Consider the following 16,121-nt stretch of genomic DNA (forward strand, 5'->3'; position numbering starts at 1 on the left):
ATGCGCCAGATGTGACGCGTCCCCAGCACCACCGATCAGTGAGGAGGTCAGCATGAGTGACAAGCCAGGAGAACAGCTCGACGAGGAGCCACAGGACGAGCGTGGCCCCGAGGGTTCGCGCGACACGGGTTCCGACGAGCCGTCAGGCGGCCCCGTGGACCGTCCCGCCGGCACCGCGGACGAGGACGACGACACGGGCATCGATCCCCAGGAAGCCCAGCACCCGGAGTCTCCGGACCTGCAGTCCGGCGGATGACCGACACGAGGAGAGGAAGCACGCGATGACCACGATCCCCAACCCCGACGATCCCGACACCGAGGGCAAGACCGTCCCGCCGTACGACGGTCGCAAGGAGTCAGCCGAGGTGGGCGGCCCGGAAGAGACGACCCAGGACGGCGTCCACACGGGCGGCGCCGGCCGTCCGGCGGAGTCAGACTCAGAGGTCGACGACCCCACTCAGACCGAGCGCGGTGAGCACGCCTCACCCGCGGACGAACAGCCGGCCGAAGGGGCCGACGAGGCTTCCGAGCCAGGCGGCACGACGGGCCCTTCACACGAGCCGGGAACCGGACGGGCGGAGGACAAGTCCTGACGACGCGAGTGCTGGTGGCCGGCATCGGCAACCTCTTCTGCGGCGACGACGGGTTCGGTCCCGAGGTCGTCCGGCGCTTGGTCGCGTCCGGCACCCTGCCCGAGGAGGTGCGCGCTGTCGACTACGGCATCCGCGGCATGCATCTGGCCTACGACCTCCTCGACGGGTACGACGCGCTCGTGATCGTCGACGCCCTGCCCGGTGACGGCGCCCCCGGCACCCTCGACGTGCTCGAGGTCGGCGAGGGTGACCTCGGCGCCGGCGCGTTCGACCCGCACGGGATGGCCCCGGTCGCCGTCCTGGCCAGCCTGTCCGACCTGGGCGGCTCCCTGCCCCCGACGTACGTCGTGGGGTGCCGGCCGGCCGACGTCGGTGACGGGATCGGGCTCTCCGACGAGGTCGAGGCCGCGGTGCCAGAGGCGATGGCGACCGTGCTCGCCGTACTCCGCGAACGCGTGCCGGCACTGGACGGGGCCGGCTGATGTGCCTCGGGATCCCCGGCCGCGTCGTGCGAGTCCTGGAGGGCAACGCCGGGATGCTCGCCCTGGTCGACGTGCTCGGCGCGCAGCGTCCGGTCAACCTGGGGATGCTCGAGGACATGGCGGTCGAGCCGGGCGAGTGGGTGCTGATCCACATGGGCTTCGTCGTCGAACGCGTCGATGAAGCAGCGGCCGAGAAGGCCATGACCGGCCTCGAGATGATGGGTCGCGCGCGCGATGGCTGAGCAGCGCGTGCGCAGCAGGTTCGAGGTCTCCGGTCTCGTGCAGGGGGTCGGCTTCCGCCCGTTCGTCTACGTCACCGCGAGCGAGCTGGGTCTCACCGGCACCGTCGCCAACACGTCCTCAGGGGTGCTGGTCGAGGTGGAAGGAGCTCCGGCCGCGGTGGCCGAGCTGGCTCATCGGCTGGCCCACGCGGCGCCTCCGCTGGCCGACGTGCAGGAGGTCTGCGAAACGACGCAGCCGGCTCGTGGTGGCACCGGCTTCACGATCGAGGACTCCCCGAGCGGCGAGGGACGCACGCTGGCGTCGCCCGATGTCGCGACCTGTGACGACTGCCTCCGCGAGCTCGCCGACCCGGCCGACCGCCGTTACCGCCACCCGTTCATCACCTGCACCAACTGCGGTCCCCGATTCACCATCATCACCGGCCTGCCCTACGACCGGGCCGCGACCACCATGGCCGGATTCGCCATGTGCGACGCCTGTCGCCGCGAGTACGACGACCCGACGGACCGGCGCTTCCACGCCCAGCCGATCGCGTGCCCCGACTGCGGCCCGACCCTGGAGCTTGTCGGCGACGGGCCACGGGCGGAAGGTGACGACGCCGTACGCCGTGCGCGTGACCTGATCGCCCGTGGCCTGATCGTCGCCGTCAAGGGGCTGGGCGGCTACCACCTGGCCTGCGATGCCCGCAACGAGGCGGCCGTCGCCGAGCTGCGCCGCCGCAAGCAGCGCGGCGACAAGCCGTTCGCGGTGATGGTGCGCGACCGCGGGGTGGCCGACGGACTCGTGACCTTGGACGAGGCAGAGCGCCGGTTGCTCACCGGCATCCGCAAGCCGATCGTGCTGCTTCCCCGCGCCGACACCGAGCAGCTCGGTGCATCTGTCGCGCCGGGCAACCCCGACCTCGGCCTGATGCTGCCCTACACGCCGCTGCACGTGCTGCTGCTGGAGGCACCCGGCACCGACGCGCTCGTGATGACGTCCGGCAACCTCTCCGGTGAGCCGATCGTCACCGACGACGACGCGGCTCGCGAGCGGCTGTCCTCGATCGCCGACGCCTGGCTGCGGCACGACCGCCCCATCCACGTGCCGTGCGACGACTCGGTGGCCCGCTACGTCGGCGGTGCCGAGTTGCCGCTGCGGCGCTCCCGTGGCCACGCGCCGTTGCCGGTCGCGCTGCCGTTCGACGTCGACCCGGTGCTGGCCGTCGGGGCAGACCTCAAGAACACGTGCGCGCTCGCTTCGGGTCGCTACGCCTGGGTGAGCCAGCACATCGGCGACCTCGACGACCTCGCCACCCAGGCGGCGCTGACCGCCTCGGAGGCTCACCTCGAGGAGCTCACCGGCGTGCGGCCCGAGTCCCTCGTCGCCGACGCGCACCCGGGCTACCGGTCCAGCCGCTGGGCACGTGAGCATGCCGCCGGTCGTGAGGTCCGCACCGTCCAGCACCACCACGCGCACGTGGCCTCGGTGATGGGGGAGCACGGGCTCGGCAGCGACGACACCGTCATCGGGGTGGCGTTCGACGGCACCGGCTACGGCACCGACGGCGCCATCTGGGGTGGCGAGGTCCTGGTCGCCGGCTACAAGTCGTTCCGGCGAGCAGCCCAGCTGGCCTACGTCCCACTCGCCGGCGGCGACGCGAGTGTGCTGCGGCCGTATCGGATGGCGCTGGCGCACCTGTGGGCCGCCGGCATCCCGTGGTCCGACGACATCCCGGCCGTGGCGGCCTGTCCCGAGACCGAGCGCGGCGTGCTGACCCACCAGCTGTCGACCGGACTGGGGTGCGTGCCCACGTCGAGCATGGGACGCCTCTTCGACGCCGTGTCCTCGATAGTCGGAGTCCGGCACACCGTGGACTACGAGGCCGAGGCTGCGATCGAGCTCGAGTCCCTGGCGCGCTCGGCGCAGGTTTCGGAGCCCTACCGGTTCGCGATCACGGCTCCCGACGGCGGCCCGGTGCTCGCGGAGCCCGCACCCGTGCTGCGCGCCGTCGTGGACGACGTACGCCGTGGAGCGCCGGCCGCCGAGATCTCGGCGCGGTTCCATGCCGCTGTCGCGACCCTTGTCGCCGACCTCGCCGGCCACGAACGCCGGCTGACCGGTCTCGACGTGGTCGTCCTCGCCGGCGGGGTGTTCCAGAACGCCCTGCTGCTCGACAGCTCCACTCGGCTGTTGGAGGCACGCGACTTCACCGTCCTGCGCCCGCGGCTGCTTCCACCCCACGACGGGGGCATCGCCTTCGGACAGATCCTGATCGGCTCGCTGAGCTGACCCCTCGCCTACTGCAAAGGAGAGCGCACATGTGTTTAGCGGTCCCAGGCCGCGTCCTGTCCGTGGAGGATCAGGACGGCACCACCATGGCGCAGGTCGACTTCGGCGGACTCCGCAAGGAGGTCTGCCTGGCCTACATCCCCGACGTACAGATCGGGGAGTACGTCATCGTGCACGTCGGCTTCGCGATCCAGCGGCTCGACGAGAAGTCGGCGCTGGACACGCTGGCCAACTTCGAGAAGCTCGGCATCCTCGAGGAAGAGTTCGGCGACGGCTTCGCCCTCGCAGCCAAGCAGGCGGGAGAACCACGATGAAGTACCTCGACGAGTTCAGTGACCCGGTGCTCGCTGGCAAGCTGGTGGAGCAGATCCACGCAGTCACCACGCAGCCCTGGTCGATGATGGAGGTGTGCGGCGGGCAGACGCACTCGATCATCCGGCACGGCATCGACCAGCTGCTGCCCGAGGGCGTGGAGATGATCCACGGCCCGGGCTGCCCGGTGTGCGTCACGCCGCTCGAGATCATCGACAAGGCGCTCGCGATCGCCCAGCAGCCGGGCGTCATCTTCTGCTCGTTCGGCGACATGCTCCGGGTGCCCGGCAGCAGCGAGGACCTGTTCTCGATCAAGAGCGCGGGTGGCGACGTACGTGTCGTCTACTCACCGCTCGACGCGCTGAAGCTGGCGCGTGAGAACCCCGATCGGCAGGTCGTGTTCTTCGGCATCGGGTTCGAGACGACGGCGCCGGCCAACGCGATGACCGTCTACCAGGCGAAGAAGCAGGGCATCCCCAACTTCTCGCTTCTCGTCTCGCACGTGCTCGTGCCGCCGGCCATGGCGGCGATCATGGATTCCCCGAAGTGCCGGGTACAGGCGTTCCTCGCGGCCGGTCACGTGTGCAGCGTGATGGGCACGTCGGAGTACCCAGCCCTGACCGAGAAGTACAAGGTGCCGATCGTGGTCACCGGGTTCGAGCCTCTCGACATCCTGGAGGGCATCCGGCGCACGGTGATCCAGCTCGAGTCGGGACGGCACGAGTTGGAGAACGCCTACTCCCGGGCCGTCACCGCCGAGGGCAACCTCCCCGCGATGGCGATGCTGCGCGACGTCTTCGAGGTGACCGACCGCACCTGGCGCGGCATCGGCATGATCCCGCAGAGCGGGTGGAAGCTGTCGGAGCGGTACGCCGAGTACGACGCGGAAGCGCGCTTCTCGGTCACCGACATCCACACCGACGAGTCGGCACTGTGCCGCTCGGGTGAGGTGCTCCAAGGGCTGATCAAGCCGCACGAGTGCGCGGCGTTCGGCAAGGAGTGCACGCCCCGCAAGCCGCTCGGTGCGACCATGGTGTCGTCCGAGGGCGCGTGCGCGGCCTACTACACCTACCGGCGCCTCGACCACCTGGAGCTGTCCGAGACCCGCCTGGTTGACAGCCGATGAGCAACGACCTGGACTTCGAGGGATGGGTCTGCCCGCTGCCGCTGCGCGACACCCCGACGATCGTGATGGGCCACGGCGGCGGCGGAGCCATGTCCGGCGAGCTGATCGAGCAGCTCTTCCTGCCGGCCTTCGGCGGCGCCGCGCGAGCCGAGCTCGGCGACTCCGCGGTGCTGGAGGTGCCCGCCGGCCGGCTGGCCTTCTCCACCGACTCGTTCGTCGTGAAGCCGATGTTCTTCCCGGGTGGGTGCATCGGGGACCTCGCGGTCAACGGCACCGTCAACGACCTGGCCATGTCGGGGGCGACGCCGCTCTACCTGTCGACCGCGTTCATCTTGGCCGAGGGCACTCCGATTACCGACATCGGTCGCGTCGCGATGGCCATCGGCAAGGCGGCCGAGGTCGCGGGCGTGCAGCTCGTCACGGGCGACACCAAGGTGGTCGACAGCGGGAGTGGCGACGGCATCTTCATCAACACCGCCGGCATCGGCGTGATCCCCGACGGCGTCGACATCTCGCCGGCGCGGGCCCAGGTCGGCGACGCCGTGCTGGTCAGCGGTGACATCGGCGTGCACGGAATCGCGGTGATGAGCTGTCGTGAGGGGCTCGAGTTCGGTACGACGGTGGAGAGCGACTGCGCGCCCCTGCACGGCCTGGTTGCCGACATGCTCGCCACCGGGGTCGACGTACACGTGCTACGTGATCCGACCCGCGGGGGAGTCTCGGCCACCCTCAACGAGATCGCCAAGGCCTCCGGAGTGGGCGTCGAGCTGGTCGAGAAGGACCTGCCGATCCAGGCCGAGGTCAAGGACGCGTGCGGCCTGCTCGGCCTCGACCCGCTCCAGGTCGCCAACGAGGGCAAGCTGATCGCCATCGTGGCGGCCGAGGACGCCGAGGAGGTGCTGGCCGCCATGCGGCAGCACCCGCGCGGTGCCGGTGCGCGCCGGATCGGCACGTGCGTCGCGGAGCACCCGCAGATGGTCGTGGCCCGGACGGGTCTCGGCGGGACCCGCGTCGTGGACCTGCCGATCGGCGAGCAGCTGCCCAGGATCTGCTGACGTGTCGGACGAGGGAGCCCTCAAGTTCGCGCGCTACGCCTACCCGCCCAACGAGCTCGGCTACTGCGGGCCAGACCGCGCCCACGACATGCTCGTGCCCGGCGCGGTGGCCGAGATCGAACGGAGGGCCCGACTGTTCGACGGCGCCTGGGTCTATCTCTCGTTCCTCGCCGGGGTTCTCGGCACCGACGACCCGCTCTCGGCAACGGTGGTCGAGTCCTACTGGATCGGCAGCGACCTGCTCGACGGCGTTGATCCGGCCGTCCTGGTCGACCATCTGACGGTGGCTTTCGACGGGCAGGTCGGCGGGACGTGGCGCGAGTCGGCCGCGCGGGCGCGCGCGCACCACAGCTATCAGGTGTTCGAGGTCTATCCGTGGGCCGAGATGCTGCTCCGTGGTCTTCCCCCCAGCCCGGCCGTGTCGGTGCTGGACCGCTGCCGGATCCGAAGCGGCGTGGTGAGCGAGGTCGACGGCGAGTGGGTGACGGTGCTGACCAGACTCCTGCGCTGGGACGGCACCGCCCTCGTGCTGTCGGACCCGACCGAAGAGCTCGCCCGGTGGTCGGTCGGCGGCCAGAGCCTGCTCACGTCACCGGCTGTCGGCGAGACGGTCGCGCTGCACTGGGACTGGGTGTGCGACGTACTCACGCCTGACCAGGCAGACCGCATCCGGCGCCTCGAGGCCGAGCAGAGGTCTGCCGTGGGGCTCGGTGCATAGGGGCTGGTGCGAGCAGGACCGCCATGGACATCGAGGCCGTACGACGCTCCTTCCCGGCACTGGCGAGCGGGCTTGCCCGATTCGACGGGCCCAGTGGCTCGCCGCGCCGCGCCCGCGGGCGTCTTCTACCCCCTGGAGGCTTACCGGCACGCGGTCTCGGTGACGCGGGTGGAATGCGGGTCGGCGATACTTCGGGGATGCCGCTGCGAGTGCACCACGTCGTCATCGACGCTCACGACCTTCTTGGCCTCGGCCGCTTCTGGGCCGACGCGCTCGGCTGGCAGGTGTTGTCGGTGCGCGAGCGCGAGGTCGTCGTCGGCCCGTCGCTCGACGCGCCGGTGGGCATCTGCCTGATGCCGGCTGGTGACACGAAGACCGTGAAGAACCGGCTGCACCTCGACCTCACCACCGAGGCCGCCGACCGCGATGCCGAGATCGAGCGTCTGCTCGCCCTCGGCGCGCGTCGGGTCGACGTCGGGCAGACCGGCGACGAGTCGTGGGACGTGCTTGCCGACCCGGAGGGCAACGAGTTCTGCGTCGTACGGCCGAAGGTGACGCTCGTGGAGTGAGCTCCGTCAGGATGCGATGTCGGGCGTGGCATCGGTGTCGGACTGAGCGGCGACACGGGCGCGGTGCTCGGCCCGGCGGTCGACGAACTTGGTCGCCTGTACGTCGAGCGCCTGGAGGAACGTCACGAGCTCGTCGCGTGCCTGGTCACCCACTGCGCCGAAGTCGGTGCGGTCGAAGATGTTCCAGTGCCGCAGCACCGGCATGATCACCTCGTCGTGGTGCAGCCGGTTGTCGTAGATCCCGGCCTTGGCGATGATCATCGAGTTGCGCCGGAACCCGGCCATCGTGGCGCCCGGCATCTCGAACTTGATCACCTCGTCGGCGATCGCCCGCATGGTCTCGTCGGGGGCCATGTCGAGCGCCGCGGCCGCGATGTTGCGGTAGAAGACCATGTGCAGGTTCTCGTCCTTGGAGATCCGGGCGAGCAGCTTGTCGGCGACCGGGTCGTGGGTCACCTTGCCGGTGTTGCGGTGCGAGACGCGGGTGGCTAGCTCCTGGAACGACACGTAGGCCACCGTCTCCAGCGGGGTCTTGTCGCCGGAGTCGTAGCCCGAGGTCATGTAGTCCATCCGGGCGCGCTCGAGCTCGACCGGGTCGACGCCACGGGTCACCACCAGGTAGTCGCGCAGCGCGACGCCGTGCCGGTTCTCCTCCGCCGTCCAGCGACCCACCCACGTGCCCCAGGCGCCGTCACGGCCGAAGCGGGTGGCGATCTCGCGGTGGTACGACGGCAGGTTGTCCTCGGTGAGCAGGTTCGTGAACATCGCAGCCTTGGCGGTCTCCGAGAGCCGTGACTGCTCCGGGGCGTAGTCCTCGCCGCCCATGAAAGCGAAGTCGCGACCCTCGCTCCACGGGATGTAGTCGTGGGGGTGCCACTCCTGCGCGAGCCCCAGGTGACGGTCCAAGTTCTCGGCCACGACGGGCTCGAGCTCCTCCAGCAGGTGCGGTGAACTGGTCACATCGGCTCCTCGGTGTCGGCTGAAATCCGAGCCTACGCCGTACGGCCCCGCTGGCTAGGTTGGCGGACATGACGTCCCACCGCCCGGCCTTCGTGCTGCACGACCATCGCAAGCCGAGCCCGCACTTCGACCTCCGCCTCGAGGAGGACGGCGTGCTGCGCTCGTGGGCGGTCCCGCGCGGCCTGCCGCCCAGCAGCAAGGAGGACCGGCTCGCCGTCGCCGTGGCCGACCACGACCTCGACCACCTGACCTACGAGGACGAGCACAAGTCGGTCGCCGACATCGGCTGGTGGGAGGACGTCGGGAGCAACGAACGCCGGCGGCTCTTCGTGCTCCACGGGCGCGAGGGCTCCGTGCGCTACGCCCTCATCGAGACGGGCAGGGACTGGCTGCTGCATCGCACCAAGGACCAGCCGTTGCCTGGGTAGCGGCTGTTCGCCCGCCCCGGGACGTCATACGCGCAGTGGACCCGTTTCCACGATTCGGATGACGTCCTGGCGCACCTCAGGGCAGGTGCGGGACCGGCCACGCGACGTCTGGGCGAAAGCTGTCCCACCCGTCGCTGAACGGCGGCCCCCACGCAGCGATCACGGCCTCGACCTCGTCGGCGACGTTGGCGATCTGGGCCGCCTCGTCGGGGGTGTAGCGGCCCTGCTCGACGGCGAGCACCAGCTCGTCCTCGTCCTTGCGGCCGTGGCTGCGGTCGGGCTCGACCCAGACATCGAGCACGTGGTCCGTGGAGTACGTCGTGTCCTCGTCGCGGACGTGCGGGTCCTCTATGTTCACGTACCAGCCCTCGAACGTCGCGTCCCCGGCCGGGAAGAACGCCCACACCGACCATGCGCTGCCGGTCGGCGCTATGCGCAGCACGTCGTACTCCTCCCAGGTGCTGACCACCTGCTCCCGCTCAGCGGTGAACATCGTCGACGGGTCACCCCGGAAGTCGAGACCGTCGGCGCGAGCGACCTTGAGCACCGGTGTCCCGGCCGGGAGCCAGGCGACCAGTCCGTCGGCGTTGTCCTGCACGACGGTCATCGGGGTGCCCCAGTGCGGTCGGTCCGGGTCGCCGTATCGCCACATGATCGGGGTGCCGGGCGCCCAGAAGGGCGGCTCGCCAGAGGGACGCGTGCCCGAGATGTTCACTCGGTGGAGGTTACCGAGCCGCGCCCCTCCGGGGCGGGGAGGCCAGGCGGGACGTCATACGAGCCGTGGACCCGCTTCCACGATTCGTATGACGTCACCGGGGGTCAGGTCAGCGGCCCAGTACGTGGAACCCCGCCCCGAGGGCCTCCTGGAGCTCACGCCCGAGTGCTGAGCCCTCGTCCTGCCACTCGAACAGCGCGGCATTGTTCTGGGGTGTGCCGTGGTCGTACTTCCATGCGTCGGCAACCCAAGACGTGATTCGGCCGGTCAACGCGGCCGAGATCAGTGGTAGTGGGATCGCTCGGCCGCTCTCCAGGGCGGCCTCGTCCCACAGGACGAGGCGATCGGACTGATCCGGGTCGACATTGAGACTGCTCAGCACGACAACCACGGGCGGCTCCCTCTGTGGGGAGTCGACCGCAATGCCGGGATGGACCTCCTCGCCGAGCCTGCGCAAGAGGTTCTGCTGACGGACGAACAGGGCGCCGGTCGGTCGATGCCCGACACCGGTGACCTCGTCGTTCCATGCCATCACGTCGTCGAAGAGCTCGCGGGAAATGCCGGTCACGCGGTGGACCTCGTCGAAGTCGTCACCGAGCGCGCCGTCGTCGCTCCTGAACGGGCCGGTGTACTCATCGGCCATGAGCCCGAGCTCGCGCAGCGGCTCCTCCACGGTATGGAGGACCTGGCGACGGCTGCCGTGCGGTGCGACGGCGTACCACCCGGCACCCTTGAAGGCCTGCGCCCGCAGCTGCACCTCGTCGTCGGTCTCACCGGTCCGCACGAGCCCCAGACGCTCGTAGAACGCAAGAGCGCGAGGGTTGTCCTTCTCGACCGACAGAGCCAGCGAGCGCCCTCCGTCCAGAGACTCGGCCAGCAGCTCCTCGACGATCCTCGTGCCGAGACTGTGCCCCTGGTGAGCCGGCAGCAGCTGGATGCCGGCGAGCTCGATCTCGTGCTCGCGGCGTACGACGCGCAGCCGGCCGACCCGCTCGCCATCGACCTCGATGACGGAGGTGCTCGCGAGCTCCTCGATGGTCCACTCCGCGAAACCTGCGCGCCACTCGGCCTCGTCGAAGTCGTTCGGCAGCCGCCCCTGGTCGCGGGTTGCGGTGACCACCACGTCGATGAGGAAGTCGACGTCGTGGGAGGTGGCGGGGCGAAGGCGGTGCATGGGGCGACAAAAGCAGGCACGGCCGAGCGGAGCAACCGGATTGCGATACTCGAGCCCATGCCCGACGCACACTTCGCACTGGAGCGGCTCGCCGAGGTGTACGACCCGCTCGATCCCGACCGCAGCGACCTCGACGTCTATGCCGCGATGCTCGATGAGTACGACGCGCGGTCGGTGCTCGACGTCGGATGCGGCACCGGCACGTTCGCCTGCCTGCTGGCCCGGCGGGGGATCGACGTCGTCGGCGTGGATCCTGCGCGGGCCTCACTCGATGTGGCGCGGCGCAAGGACGGTGCCGATCGGGTGACGTGGATCCACGGCGACGCCACCGACCTGCCCGCTGACCTGTTGGTCGACCTCGCGGTGATGACCGCCAACGTGGCCCAGGTCTTCCTCACCGACGAGGCCTGGACGCAGACGCTGGGAGCGATCCACCGTGCGCTGAAACCGGGCGGGCGTCTCGTCTTCGAGACCCGGGTCCCGGCGCGCCGCGACTGGGAGAGCTGGACGCCCGAGCACTCCCGGACGACCACCGACATCGAGGGCGTCGGCCGGGTCGAGACGTGGCACGAGCTGCTGGCCGACACCCCGCCGTACGTCACGTTCCTGAGCTCGATCCGCTTCGAGAGCGATGGCGAGCTGTACACGTCCGAGTCGACGCTGCGCTTCCGCGAGCAGGCCGAGATCGAGAGCTCGCTGGCCGCCGCGGGCTTCGAGGTCGAGGAGGTGCGCGACGCCACAGACCGGCCGGGCCAGGAGTGGGTCTACGTCGCGCAGGCGCGCCCTTCGCTCGCGCCATGACGATCGAGTGGGACGAGCACATCGCGGTGAGGCCGCGCGGCGACGGTGTGTACGACGCCGAGCTGACCGACGGCTGGGTGGTCGGCGGCGGGGTCAACGGCGGCTACCTGCTCGCCACCATCGGCAACGCGATCAGCCACGAGCTGCCCGACAAGCCCGACCCGATCGCCGTCAGCGCCTACTACCTCTCCGCGACCACGCCCGGCCCGGCGCAGGTGCAGACCCGAGTGCTCCGCACTGGCGGATCCGTCGCCACCGTGGGCGCCGACCTGGTGCAGGGCGACGTCGCCCGCATCACAGCGCTTGCGACTACGGCCGTCTCGGCGACCTGCCCGACGATGTGCGTACGACGGCGCAGGAGCCGCAGCTGCCCCCGCGTGACAAGTGCGTGCCCAACACGATGGCGCCTGCTGAGATCCGCGCGCCACTGATGGACCGTTTCGAGATGCTCTTCGACCCGGCATACGTCGGCTGGGCGACGGGTCAGCCCAGCGGCAACGGCGTCCTGCAGGCGTGGTTCCGACTGAAGGGCGAGCGCGACCCAGATCCGATCGAGCTGCTGATGGTCTGCGATGCGCTGCCGCCGGTGACATTCGACCTCGGCCTGCCCGGCTGGGCGCCGACCCTGGAGCTGACGGCCCACGTTCGTGCTGTGCCTGCGCCCGGCTGGCTCAAGTTGCGGCACGCGACCCGCAACATTGCCGGTGGCATGTTCGAGGAGGACTGCGAGGTCTGGGACTCCGCCGGCCGACTCGTCGCGCAGGCGCGTCAGCTGGCGCGGCCGCCACGCGGCTGAGGTCTCGATACGCTCGCTGGCGCTCGCTACTCGACAACCAACTCGCGAGGTGTATCGAGACCGAAGCAGCTCAGTCGAACCACGAGCGGCGCATGGCGAACACCCAGCGCCGCCTGGGGTGCTCGGAGATCGACCACAGCTCGTCGGTCGACGGCCAGTAGGCGATGTCCTCCGGGCCCATCGGCGTGGCGAACATCCGCCGTCGGAAGCTCCCCGGCTGGCCGACGTACACGGAGCCGGGCGTGTGCGGGCCCTTCGACACCGTCAGGTGGTAGCGACCCCCGGCGACCACCCCACCCTGCATCTGTACGACGCCGCCGTCGTCGAGCTCGATCGGCCGGGAGAAGCCGTCCTCGCCGGTCTCCAGCAACCAGGTCGAGGGGTCGAGGTGGTAGCGCGCCAGCCGGGTGGAGTCGGAGCCGCGGCCGTACTCACCGGCGATCATCGTCGGCGGCTCGCTGCGCCGGTCGAGCGAGACGAACGAGTAGCGCAGTCGGGTGTGCCCCTCGTCGGTCTCGGCTCGGTAGCTGAACCGCAGAGGCAGCACGTAGCGATGCCCGTACGACGCCACCCGCTCGTCGTCGATGCCGAACTCGTCGGGGTGGTCGTCGTCGCCGGGCACCCGCATGATGTCGTCGAGCCGGAACGTCACGAAGCCTCGCGACGTGGCCGCGACGTGGAGGTACTGACCCGCCCACACCACGCCACCCGCATGGATCTGCAGCGGCCTCAGCACCAGCTTGCCGGCCTTGTCGAGACGCGGTGTGACGAGCAGGACGTGGCGGTACTTCAACGTGTCGAGGTCGAGGAACGTCACCCGCGAGCCGTACGACACCCCGCCGATCACCTTGGAGTACCACGTCGCCACGAGCACCCGGCGGCCGCCGATGTCCTCGGTGTCGCTCGCGTCGGCGGACGTCGAGATGCCCTGCGGCCACCAGCGCACGTCGCGCCGGTCGTAGGCGTCCCAGGTGATCGCCCGCGAGACCGCGCGGCCCAGCAGCCGGCCGAGCAGCGACTCCTTCGCCTGCCACTTCAGGCTTTCGAGCAGTCCGTCGAGGCCGACCCGGCCACCCAGAACTCCGGCCAGCGCGTCGATCTCGGCGATGTTCTCCTCGGTGCGCACCAGGTGCACGCCGAAGGTCGGCTCGGCGGGAGTTCCAGGCATGGCGGCCACGTTAGTAGCGTGCTCCCGTGCAGACGGTGGTGGGCGCGGCGATCATCCGCGACGGACGCGTGCTGGCCGCGCGGCGTACGGCGCCACCCGAGGCCGCCGGCCGCTGGGAGTTCCCGGGCGGCAAGGTCGAGCCGGGCGAGGACCCTGACGACGCACTGGTGCGCGAGATCAGCGAGGAGCTCGGCCTGACGGTGGCCGTCACCAGGTGGTTGGACCCGACGGTGCCGATCAGTGCGGCGTACGAGCTGCGTGTCGCGGTGTGCACAGCAGGGGCGGGGAAGCCGGTTCCGACCGAGCACGATCGCGTGACCTGGCTGGGGATCGACGAGCTCGACGACGTCGACTGGCTCGAGCCCGACCTCCCCTTCTTGGCCGACGTGCGCGAGGCCCTGCTCGACGGGGAGCCGCTCGAGGGCGGCAACGTTGGTGGGGCGGTGCGCATCGGCGCGACCGTACGACGACCCACCGGGCCGTGGACACCGGCCGCGCACGCCCTGCTGCACCACCTCGCCCGGACCGGGCTTCGCGGCGTGCCCCGCGTGCACGGCATCGACGAGCGAGGCCGCGAGATCCTCGACTTCATGCCCGGTGAGGTGATCGACGTCGACTCCGAGCTGCTGTCGCCGGCGCGGTTGCACGACCTGGCGGCCTGGACGCGGGAGTTCCACGAGGCAACGGCCGGCTTCGACCACCCGGGCCCGTGGCGGATGTTCCCGGTCGGCCACACCGACCGGATCGGCCACAACGACCTCGGGCCGTACAACGTGGCCTTCGACGGAGACCAGGTCTCCGGCGTCTTCGACTGGGACATGGCCGGGCCCACCACGGTTGCCATGGAGCTGGCCTACCAGGCCTGGATCGCCGTCCCGCTCTTCCGTGAGATCCCGCCCGAGGTCGCGGCCGAACGCCTCACCGCGCTGGCCGAGGGCTACGGCGGTGTCACCGCTCGGGAGGTGCTCGACAACGTCGACCAGCGGGTCAGCGCCGCGGCCGACGGAGTGCGCGCGATGATCGAGTCCGGCGACCCGGGCGGTGCCGGGCTGGCTGCGGTTGGCGAGCCCGAACGGACCCTGCGCGCCCTGGCCGGCATGCGCGAGAGGCGGCCACAGATCGAGGAGATATTGGGCCGGCGAGAGGCATCTTCTTCGACGAGGACCACGCCCGCTTCGTGGCGAGGCGGCTGGTCGGTGACGGCTACGAGGCGACGGTCGCCCGCGAACGGCTGGCCGGCGAGGACGACGACGAGGACCACCCGTGGGCAGTCCTGAGCGACGCGCCGGTGCCCGTGCTCGAGCTCCTCGTCGACGAGTACGACGGCTGGCTCGATGCCGACGACGGCACCCCACCACTACCCGTCGTACCCCTCGACCTGCCCGCGGCACCCCTGCGGATCAAGCGGCCGCATTGACTGTCGGTGAGCCTCAGTAGGCTCGACGCCATGAGTGATACCCCCGCCCAGCGGTTGCTACTGGTCCATGCCCACCCCGACGACGAGTCCATCGGCACCGGCGCCACGATGGCGACCTACGTCGACCGCGGTGACGGCGTGACGCTGGTGACCTGCACGTCCGGCGAGATGGGCGAGATCCTGGTGCCCGAGTGGGAGCACATGGCAGCCGACAAGGACGACACACTCGGCGAGCACCGGCGCGGCGAGCTCGAGACGGCGATGAAGGAGCTCGGGATCACCGACCACCGCTGGCTCGGCGGCCCCGGTCACTTCCGCGACTCCGGCATGAAGTGGCACGAGGACGGCCACGCCGTCGCCGCCGATGACACCCACGACAACGCGTTCGCCAACGCCGACCTCACCGAGGCGGCCGACCTGCTGGTCGAGATCATCCGCGAGGTGCGCCCGCAGGTCGTCGTCACCTACGACCAGTTCGGCGGTTACGGCCACCCCGACCACATCCAGGCCCACCGCGTCGCGATGTACGCCGTCCAGCTGGCCGCCGTGCCGTCCTACCGTCTCGACCTGGGCGAGCCCCACGACGTCGCCAAGGTCTACTGGACCGCGATGAGCGAGAGCCGGATGCGCGAGAGCCTGCGCAAGCTGCGCGAGGACGGCGACACCGAGACGTTCGAGGGTATGGAGCCCGACGGCGACCTCGGGCCGTTCGTCACGGCCGACGAGCTGCTCACGGCCAGCGTCGACGGCTCGGCCGTCGTCGACCGCAAGATGGCGTCGCTCGCCGCCCACCGATCCCAGGTCGCCCCCGACGGCTTCTTCTTCTCCGGCGCCGAGAGCGGGCACGCCTTCTGGGGCGAGGAGTTCTTCCGCCTCGCGAAGGGCACCACGGGTCCGCTCGGTGACGCAGGCCTCGAGACGGATCTCTTCGCAGGCTTGTGACGAACAGGGCGTGGCTGGTGCTCCCGGTCTTCGTGCTGGGTGCCACCACGGCGTACGCCGCGGTGCTGCTGCATTCCCGCTGGTGGGGGCTGGCCCTCGGGCTGGCCGCCTGCGCCTGTCTGCTGGGCGCGCTGCCGGGTCGCTGGTGGGGCCGGCTCGCCTTCGCGCTCGGCTGGGTGATCGTGGTCGGGCGGGCGTCGATCCCTCGCGCCGAGGGTGACTATCTGGTGGCCGCCGACGCCACCGGATATACGTTCCTGGTGGCCACCCTGGTCGTGGTGACGGGCTCGCTGGTGACGCTGGACAGGCCCCGCGTCGATCGGGGAAATCAAAGGCCGCCCGCCTAGACTC

The 16,121-nt window shown here is 70.4% G+C and carries 22 protein-coding genes; 18 read left to right on the forward strand and 4 right to left on the reverse strand.

The window, feature by feature from the left end:
• The first annotated feature begins 52 nt into the window (after window positions 1–52).
• From H4Q84_RS19470 to H4Q84_RS19515, 10 genes are all read left to right on the forward strand, one after another.
• A complete protein-coding gene (locus H4Q84_RS19470; protein WP_248580728.1) occupies window positions 53–256 on the forward strand; it encodes a hypothetical protein in 204 nt (67 codons plus the stop codon).
• 25 nt (window positions 257–281) lie between these two features.
• Window positions 282–593 (forward strand): hypothetical protein, encoded by a 312-nt coding sequence (locus tag H4Q84_RS19475; RefSeq protein WP_248580729.1) that lies wholly within the window; start codon window positions 282–284, stop codon window positions 591–593.
• Window positions 594–607: 14 nt separating this feature from the next.
• Complete coding sequence (locus H4Q84_RS19480; RefSeq protein ID WP_248580730.1) at window positions 608–1,075, forward strand: hydrogenase maturation protease; 468 nt, start codon at window positions 608–610, stop codon at window positions 1,073–1,075.
• On the forward strand, window positions 1,075–1,317 hold the full coding sequence (locus H4Q84_RS19485; RefSeq protein WP_248580731.1) for a HypC/HybG/HupF family hydrogenase formation chaperone: 243 nt from the start codon (window positions 1,075–1,077) through the stop codon (window positions 1,315–1,317). The genes H4Q84_RS19480 and H4Q84_RS19485 overlap by 1 nt, the downstream gene beginning before the upstream one ends.
• Window positions 1,310–3,589: a carbamoyltransferase HypF gene (hypF, locus tag H4Q84_RS19490; RefSeq protein ID WP_248580732.1), complete on the forward strand. Its 2,280-nt coding sequence runs from the start codon at window positions 1,310–1,312 to the stop codon at window positions 3,587–3,589. Before H4Q84_RS19485 ends, hypF begins: the two co-directional genes overlap by 8 nt.
• Before the next feature lie 29 nt (window positions 3,590–3,618).
• Complete coding sequence (locus H4Q84_RS19495; RefSeq protein ID WP_282580271.1) at window positions 3,619–3,903, forward strand: HypC/HybG/HupF family hydrogenase formation chaperone; 285 nt, start codon at window positions 3,619–3,621, stop codon at window positions 3,901–3,903.
• Window positions 3,900–5,027, forward strand: coding sequence for a hydrogenase formation protein HypD (gene hypD / locus H4Q84_RS19500; protein WP_248580734.1), 1,128 nt, complete (start codon window positions 3,900–3,902; stop codon window positions 5,025–5,027). The genes H4Q84_RS19495 and hypD overlap by 4 nt, the downstream gene beginning before the upstream one ends.
• Window positions 5,024–6,082 carry a hydrogenase expression/formation protein HypE gene (gene hypE / locus H4Q84_RS19505; protein WP_248580735.1) on the forward strand — a complete coding sequence of 353 codons (1,059 nt, stop codon included), beginning with the start codon at window positions 5,024–5,026 and terminating at the stop codon, window positions 6,080–6,082. The genes hypD and hypE overlap by 4 nt, the downstream gene beginning before the upstream one ends.
• A gap of 1 nt (window position 6,083) precedes the next feature.
• Window positions 6,084–6,800 (forward strand): DUF6390 family protein, encoded by a 717-nt coding sequence (locus H4Q84_RS19510; RefSeq protein WP_248580736.1) that lies wholly within the window; start codon window positions 6,084–6,086, stop codon window positions 6,798–6,800.
• Between the two features lie 197 nt (window positions 6,801–6,997).
• Window positions 6,998–7,369 (forward strand): VOC family protein, encoded by a 372-nt coding sequence (locus tag H4Q84_RS19515; RefSeq protein WP_248580737.1) that lies wholly within the window; start codon window positions 6,998–7,000, stop codon window positions 7,367–7,369.
• A 6-nt stretch (window positions 7,370–7,375) separates the two neighbouring features.
• Here the strand turns inward: H4Q84_RS19515 and H4Q84_RS19520 are convergent, their stop codons facing one another.
• On the reverse strand, window positions 7,376–8,329 hold the full coding sequence (locus H4Q84_RS19520) for an acyl-ACP desaturase (RefSeq protein WP_248580738.1): 954 nt from the start codon (window positions 8,327–8,329) through the stop codon (window positions 7,376–7,378).
• Window positions 8,330–8,397: 68 nt separating this feature from the next.
• Here H4Q84_RS19520 and H4Q84_RS19525 point away from each other — a divergent pair, with 68 nt between their 5' ends.
• On the forward strand, window positions 8,398–8,757 hold the full coding sequence (locus tag H4Q84_RS19525; RefSeq protein ID WP_248580739.1) for a DNA polymerase ligase N-terminal domain-containing protein: 360 nt from the start codon (window positions 8,398–8,400) through the stop codon (window positions 8,755–8,757).
• 76 nt (window positions 8,758–8,833) lie between these two features.
• On the opposite strand, the gene H4Q84_RS19530 is transcribed toward H4Q84_RS19525, so the two are convergent.
• Together H4Q84_RS19530 and H4Q84_RS19535 are read right to left on the reverse strand one after the other, a co-directional pair.
• Entirely contained in the window at window positions 8,834–9,472 is a 639-nt protein-coding gene (locus H4Q84_RS19530; protein ID WP_248580740.1) for a DUF402 domain-containing protein, read from the reverse strand.
• A 109-nt stretch (window positions 9,473–9,581) separates the two neighbouring features.
• Window positions 9,582–10,646: a GNAT family N-acetyltransferase gene (locus tag H4Q84_RS19535; protein ID WP_248580741.1), complete on the reverse strand. Its 1,065-nt coding sequence runs from the start codon at window positions 10,644–10,646 to the stop codon at window positions 9,582–9,584.
• Window positions 10,647–10,703: 57 nt separating this feature from the next.
• Between H4Q84_RS19535 and H4Q84_RS19540 the strand changes: the two genes are divergently transcribed.
• The 3 genes from H4Q84_RS19540 to H4Q84_RS23240 are packed head-to-tail and all read left to right on the forward strand — an operon-like array spanning window position 10,704 to window position 12,243.
• Window positions 10,704–11,447: a class I SAM-dependent methyltransferase gene (locus tag H4Q84_RS19540; protein WP_248580742.1), complete on the forward strand. Its 744-nt coding sequence runs from the start codon at window positions 10,704–10,706 to the stop codon at window positions 11,445–11,447.
• Entirely contained in the window at window positions 11,444–11,878 is a 435-nt protein-coding gene (locus H4Q84_RS23235; protein WP_282580272.1) for an acyl-CoA thioesterase domain-containing protein, read from the forward strand. The genes H4Q84_RS19540 and H4Q84_RS23235 overlap by 4 nt, the downstream gene beginning before the upstream one ends.
• Entirely contained in the window at window positions 11,878–12,243 is a 366-nt protein-coding gene (locus H4Q84_RS23240) for a thioesterase family protein (protein WP_349238376.1), read from the forward strand. The genes H4Q84_RS23235 and H4Q84_RS23240 overlap by 1 nt, the downstream gene beginning before the upstream one ends.
• Before the next feature lie 70 nt (window positions 12,244–12,313).
• Here the strand turns inward: H4Q84_RS23240 and H4Q84_RS19550 are convergent, their stop codons facing one another.
• On the reverse strand, window positions 12,314–13,411 hold the full coding sequence (locus tag H4Q84_RS19550) for a hypothetical protein (RefSeq protein WP_248580743.1): 1,098 nt from the start codon (window positions 13,409–13,411) through the stop codon (window positions 12,314–12,316).
• 26 nt (window positions 13,412–13,437) lie between these two features.
• Between H4Q84_RS19550 and H4Q84_RS19555 the strand changes: the two genes are divergently transcribed.
• Genes H4Q84_RS19555 through H4Q84_RS19565 form a run of 4 tightly spaced genes read left to right on the forward strand, consistent with a single transcriptional unit; the run spans window position 13,438 to window position 16,117 of the window.
• Entirely contained in the window at window positions 13,438–14,688 is a 1,251-nt protein-coding gene (locus H4Q84_RS19555) for an NUDIX domain-containing protein (protein ID WP_248580744.1), read from the forward strand.
• A gap of 11 nt (window positions 14,689–14,699) precedes the next feature.
• Window positions 14,700–14,828, forward strand: a complete 129-nt coding sequence (locus H4Q84_RS23245) for a hypothetical protein (protein ID WP_282580273.1) — start codon at window positions 14,700–14,702, stop codon at window positions 14,826–14,828.
• 30 nt (window positions 14,829–14,858) lie between these two features.
• Window positions 14,859–15,770: an N-acetyl-1-D-myo-inositol-2-amino-2-deoxy-alpha-D-glucopyranoside deacetylase gene (gene mshB / locus H4Q84_RS19560; RefSeq protein ID WP_248580745.1), complete on the forward strand. Its 912-nt coding sequence runs from the start codon at window positions 14,859–14,861 to the stop codon at window positions 15,768–15,770.
• A gap of 17 nt (window positions 15,771–15,787) precedes the next feature.
• Window positions 15,788–16,117, forward strand: coding sequence for a DUF6113 family protein (locus H4Q84_RS19565; RefSeq protein ID WP_248580746.1), 330 nt, complete (start codon window positions 15,788–15,790; stop codon window positions 16,115–16,117).
• The last annotated feature ends 4 nt before the right edge of the window (window positions 16,118–16,121 follow it).

Origin of the sequence: Nocardioides sp. InS609-2, assembly GCF_023208195.1 — a bacterium.
Taxonomy (GTDB): domain Bacteria; phylum Actinomycetota; class Actinomycetes; order Propionibacteriales; family Nocardioidaceae; genus Nocardioides.

Excerpts from the sequence above, each read along its gene's own strand:
- hypD (WP_248580734.1), top strand. The coding sequence starts at position 3,900 with ATGAAGTACCTCGACGAGTTCAGTGACCCGGTGCTCGCTGGCAAGCTG.
- hypE (WP_248580735.1), top strand. The coding sequence starts at position 5,024 with ATGAGCAACGACCTGGACTTCGAGGGATGGGTCTGCCCGCTGCCGCTG.
- H4Q84_RS19470 (WP_248580728.1), top strand. The coding sequence starts at position 53 with ATGAGTGACAAGCCAGGAGAACAGCTCGACGAGGAGCCACAGGACGAG.
- mshB (WP_248580745.1), top strand. The coding sequence starts at position 14,859 with ATGAGTGATACCCCCGCCCAGCGGTTGCTACTGGTCCATGCCCACCCC.
- H4Q84_RS19515 (WP_248580737.1), top strand. The coding sequence starts at position 6,998 with ATGCCGCTGCGAGTGCACCACGTCGTCATCGACGCTCACGACCTTCTT.
- hypF (WP_248580732.1), top strand. The coding sequence starts at position 1,310 with ATGGCTGAGCAGCGCGTGCGCAGCAGGTTCGAGGTCTCCGGTCTCGTG.
- H4Q84_RS19550 (WP_248580743.1), bottom strand. The coding sequence starts at position 13,411 with ATGCCTGGAACTCCCGCCGAGCCGACCTTCGGCGTGCACCTGGTGCGC.
- H4Q84_RS23235 (WP_282580272.1), top strand. The coding sequence starts at position 11,444 with ATGACGATCGAGTGGGACGAGCACATCGCGGTGAGGCCGCGCGGCGAC.
- H4Q84_RS19540 (WP_248580742.1), top strand. The coding sequence starts at position 10,704 with ATGCCCGACGCACACTTCGCACTGGAGCGGCTCGCCGAGGTGTACGAC.
- H4Q84_RS19495 (WP_282580271.1), top strand. The coding sequence starts at position 3,619 with ATGTGTTTAGCGGTCCCAGGCCGCGTCCTGTCCGTGGAGGATCAGGAC.
- H4Q84_RS23240 (WP_349238376.1), top strand. The coding sequence starts at position 11,878 with ATGGACCGTTTCGAGATGCTCTTCGACCCGGCATACGTCGGCTGGGCG.
- H4Q84_RS19475 (WP_248580729.1), top strand. The coding sequence starts at position 282 with ATGACCACGATCCCCAACCCCGACGATCCCGACACCGAGGGCAAGACC.
- H4Q84_RS19525 (WP_248580739.1), top strand. The coding sequence starts at position 8,398 with ATGACGTCCCACCGCCCGGCCTTCGTGCTGCACGACCATCGCAAGCCG.
- H4Q84_RS19485 (WP_248580731.1), top strand. The coding sequence starts at position 1,075 with ATGTGCCTCGGGATCCCCGGCCGCGTCGTGCGAGTCCTGGAGGGCAAC.
- H4Q84_RS19535 (WP_248580741.1), bottom strand. The coding sequence starts at position 10,646 with ATGCACCGCCTTCGCCCCGCCACCTCCCACGACGTCGACTTCCTCATC.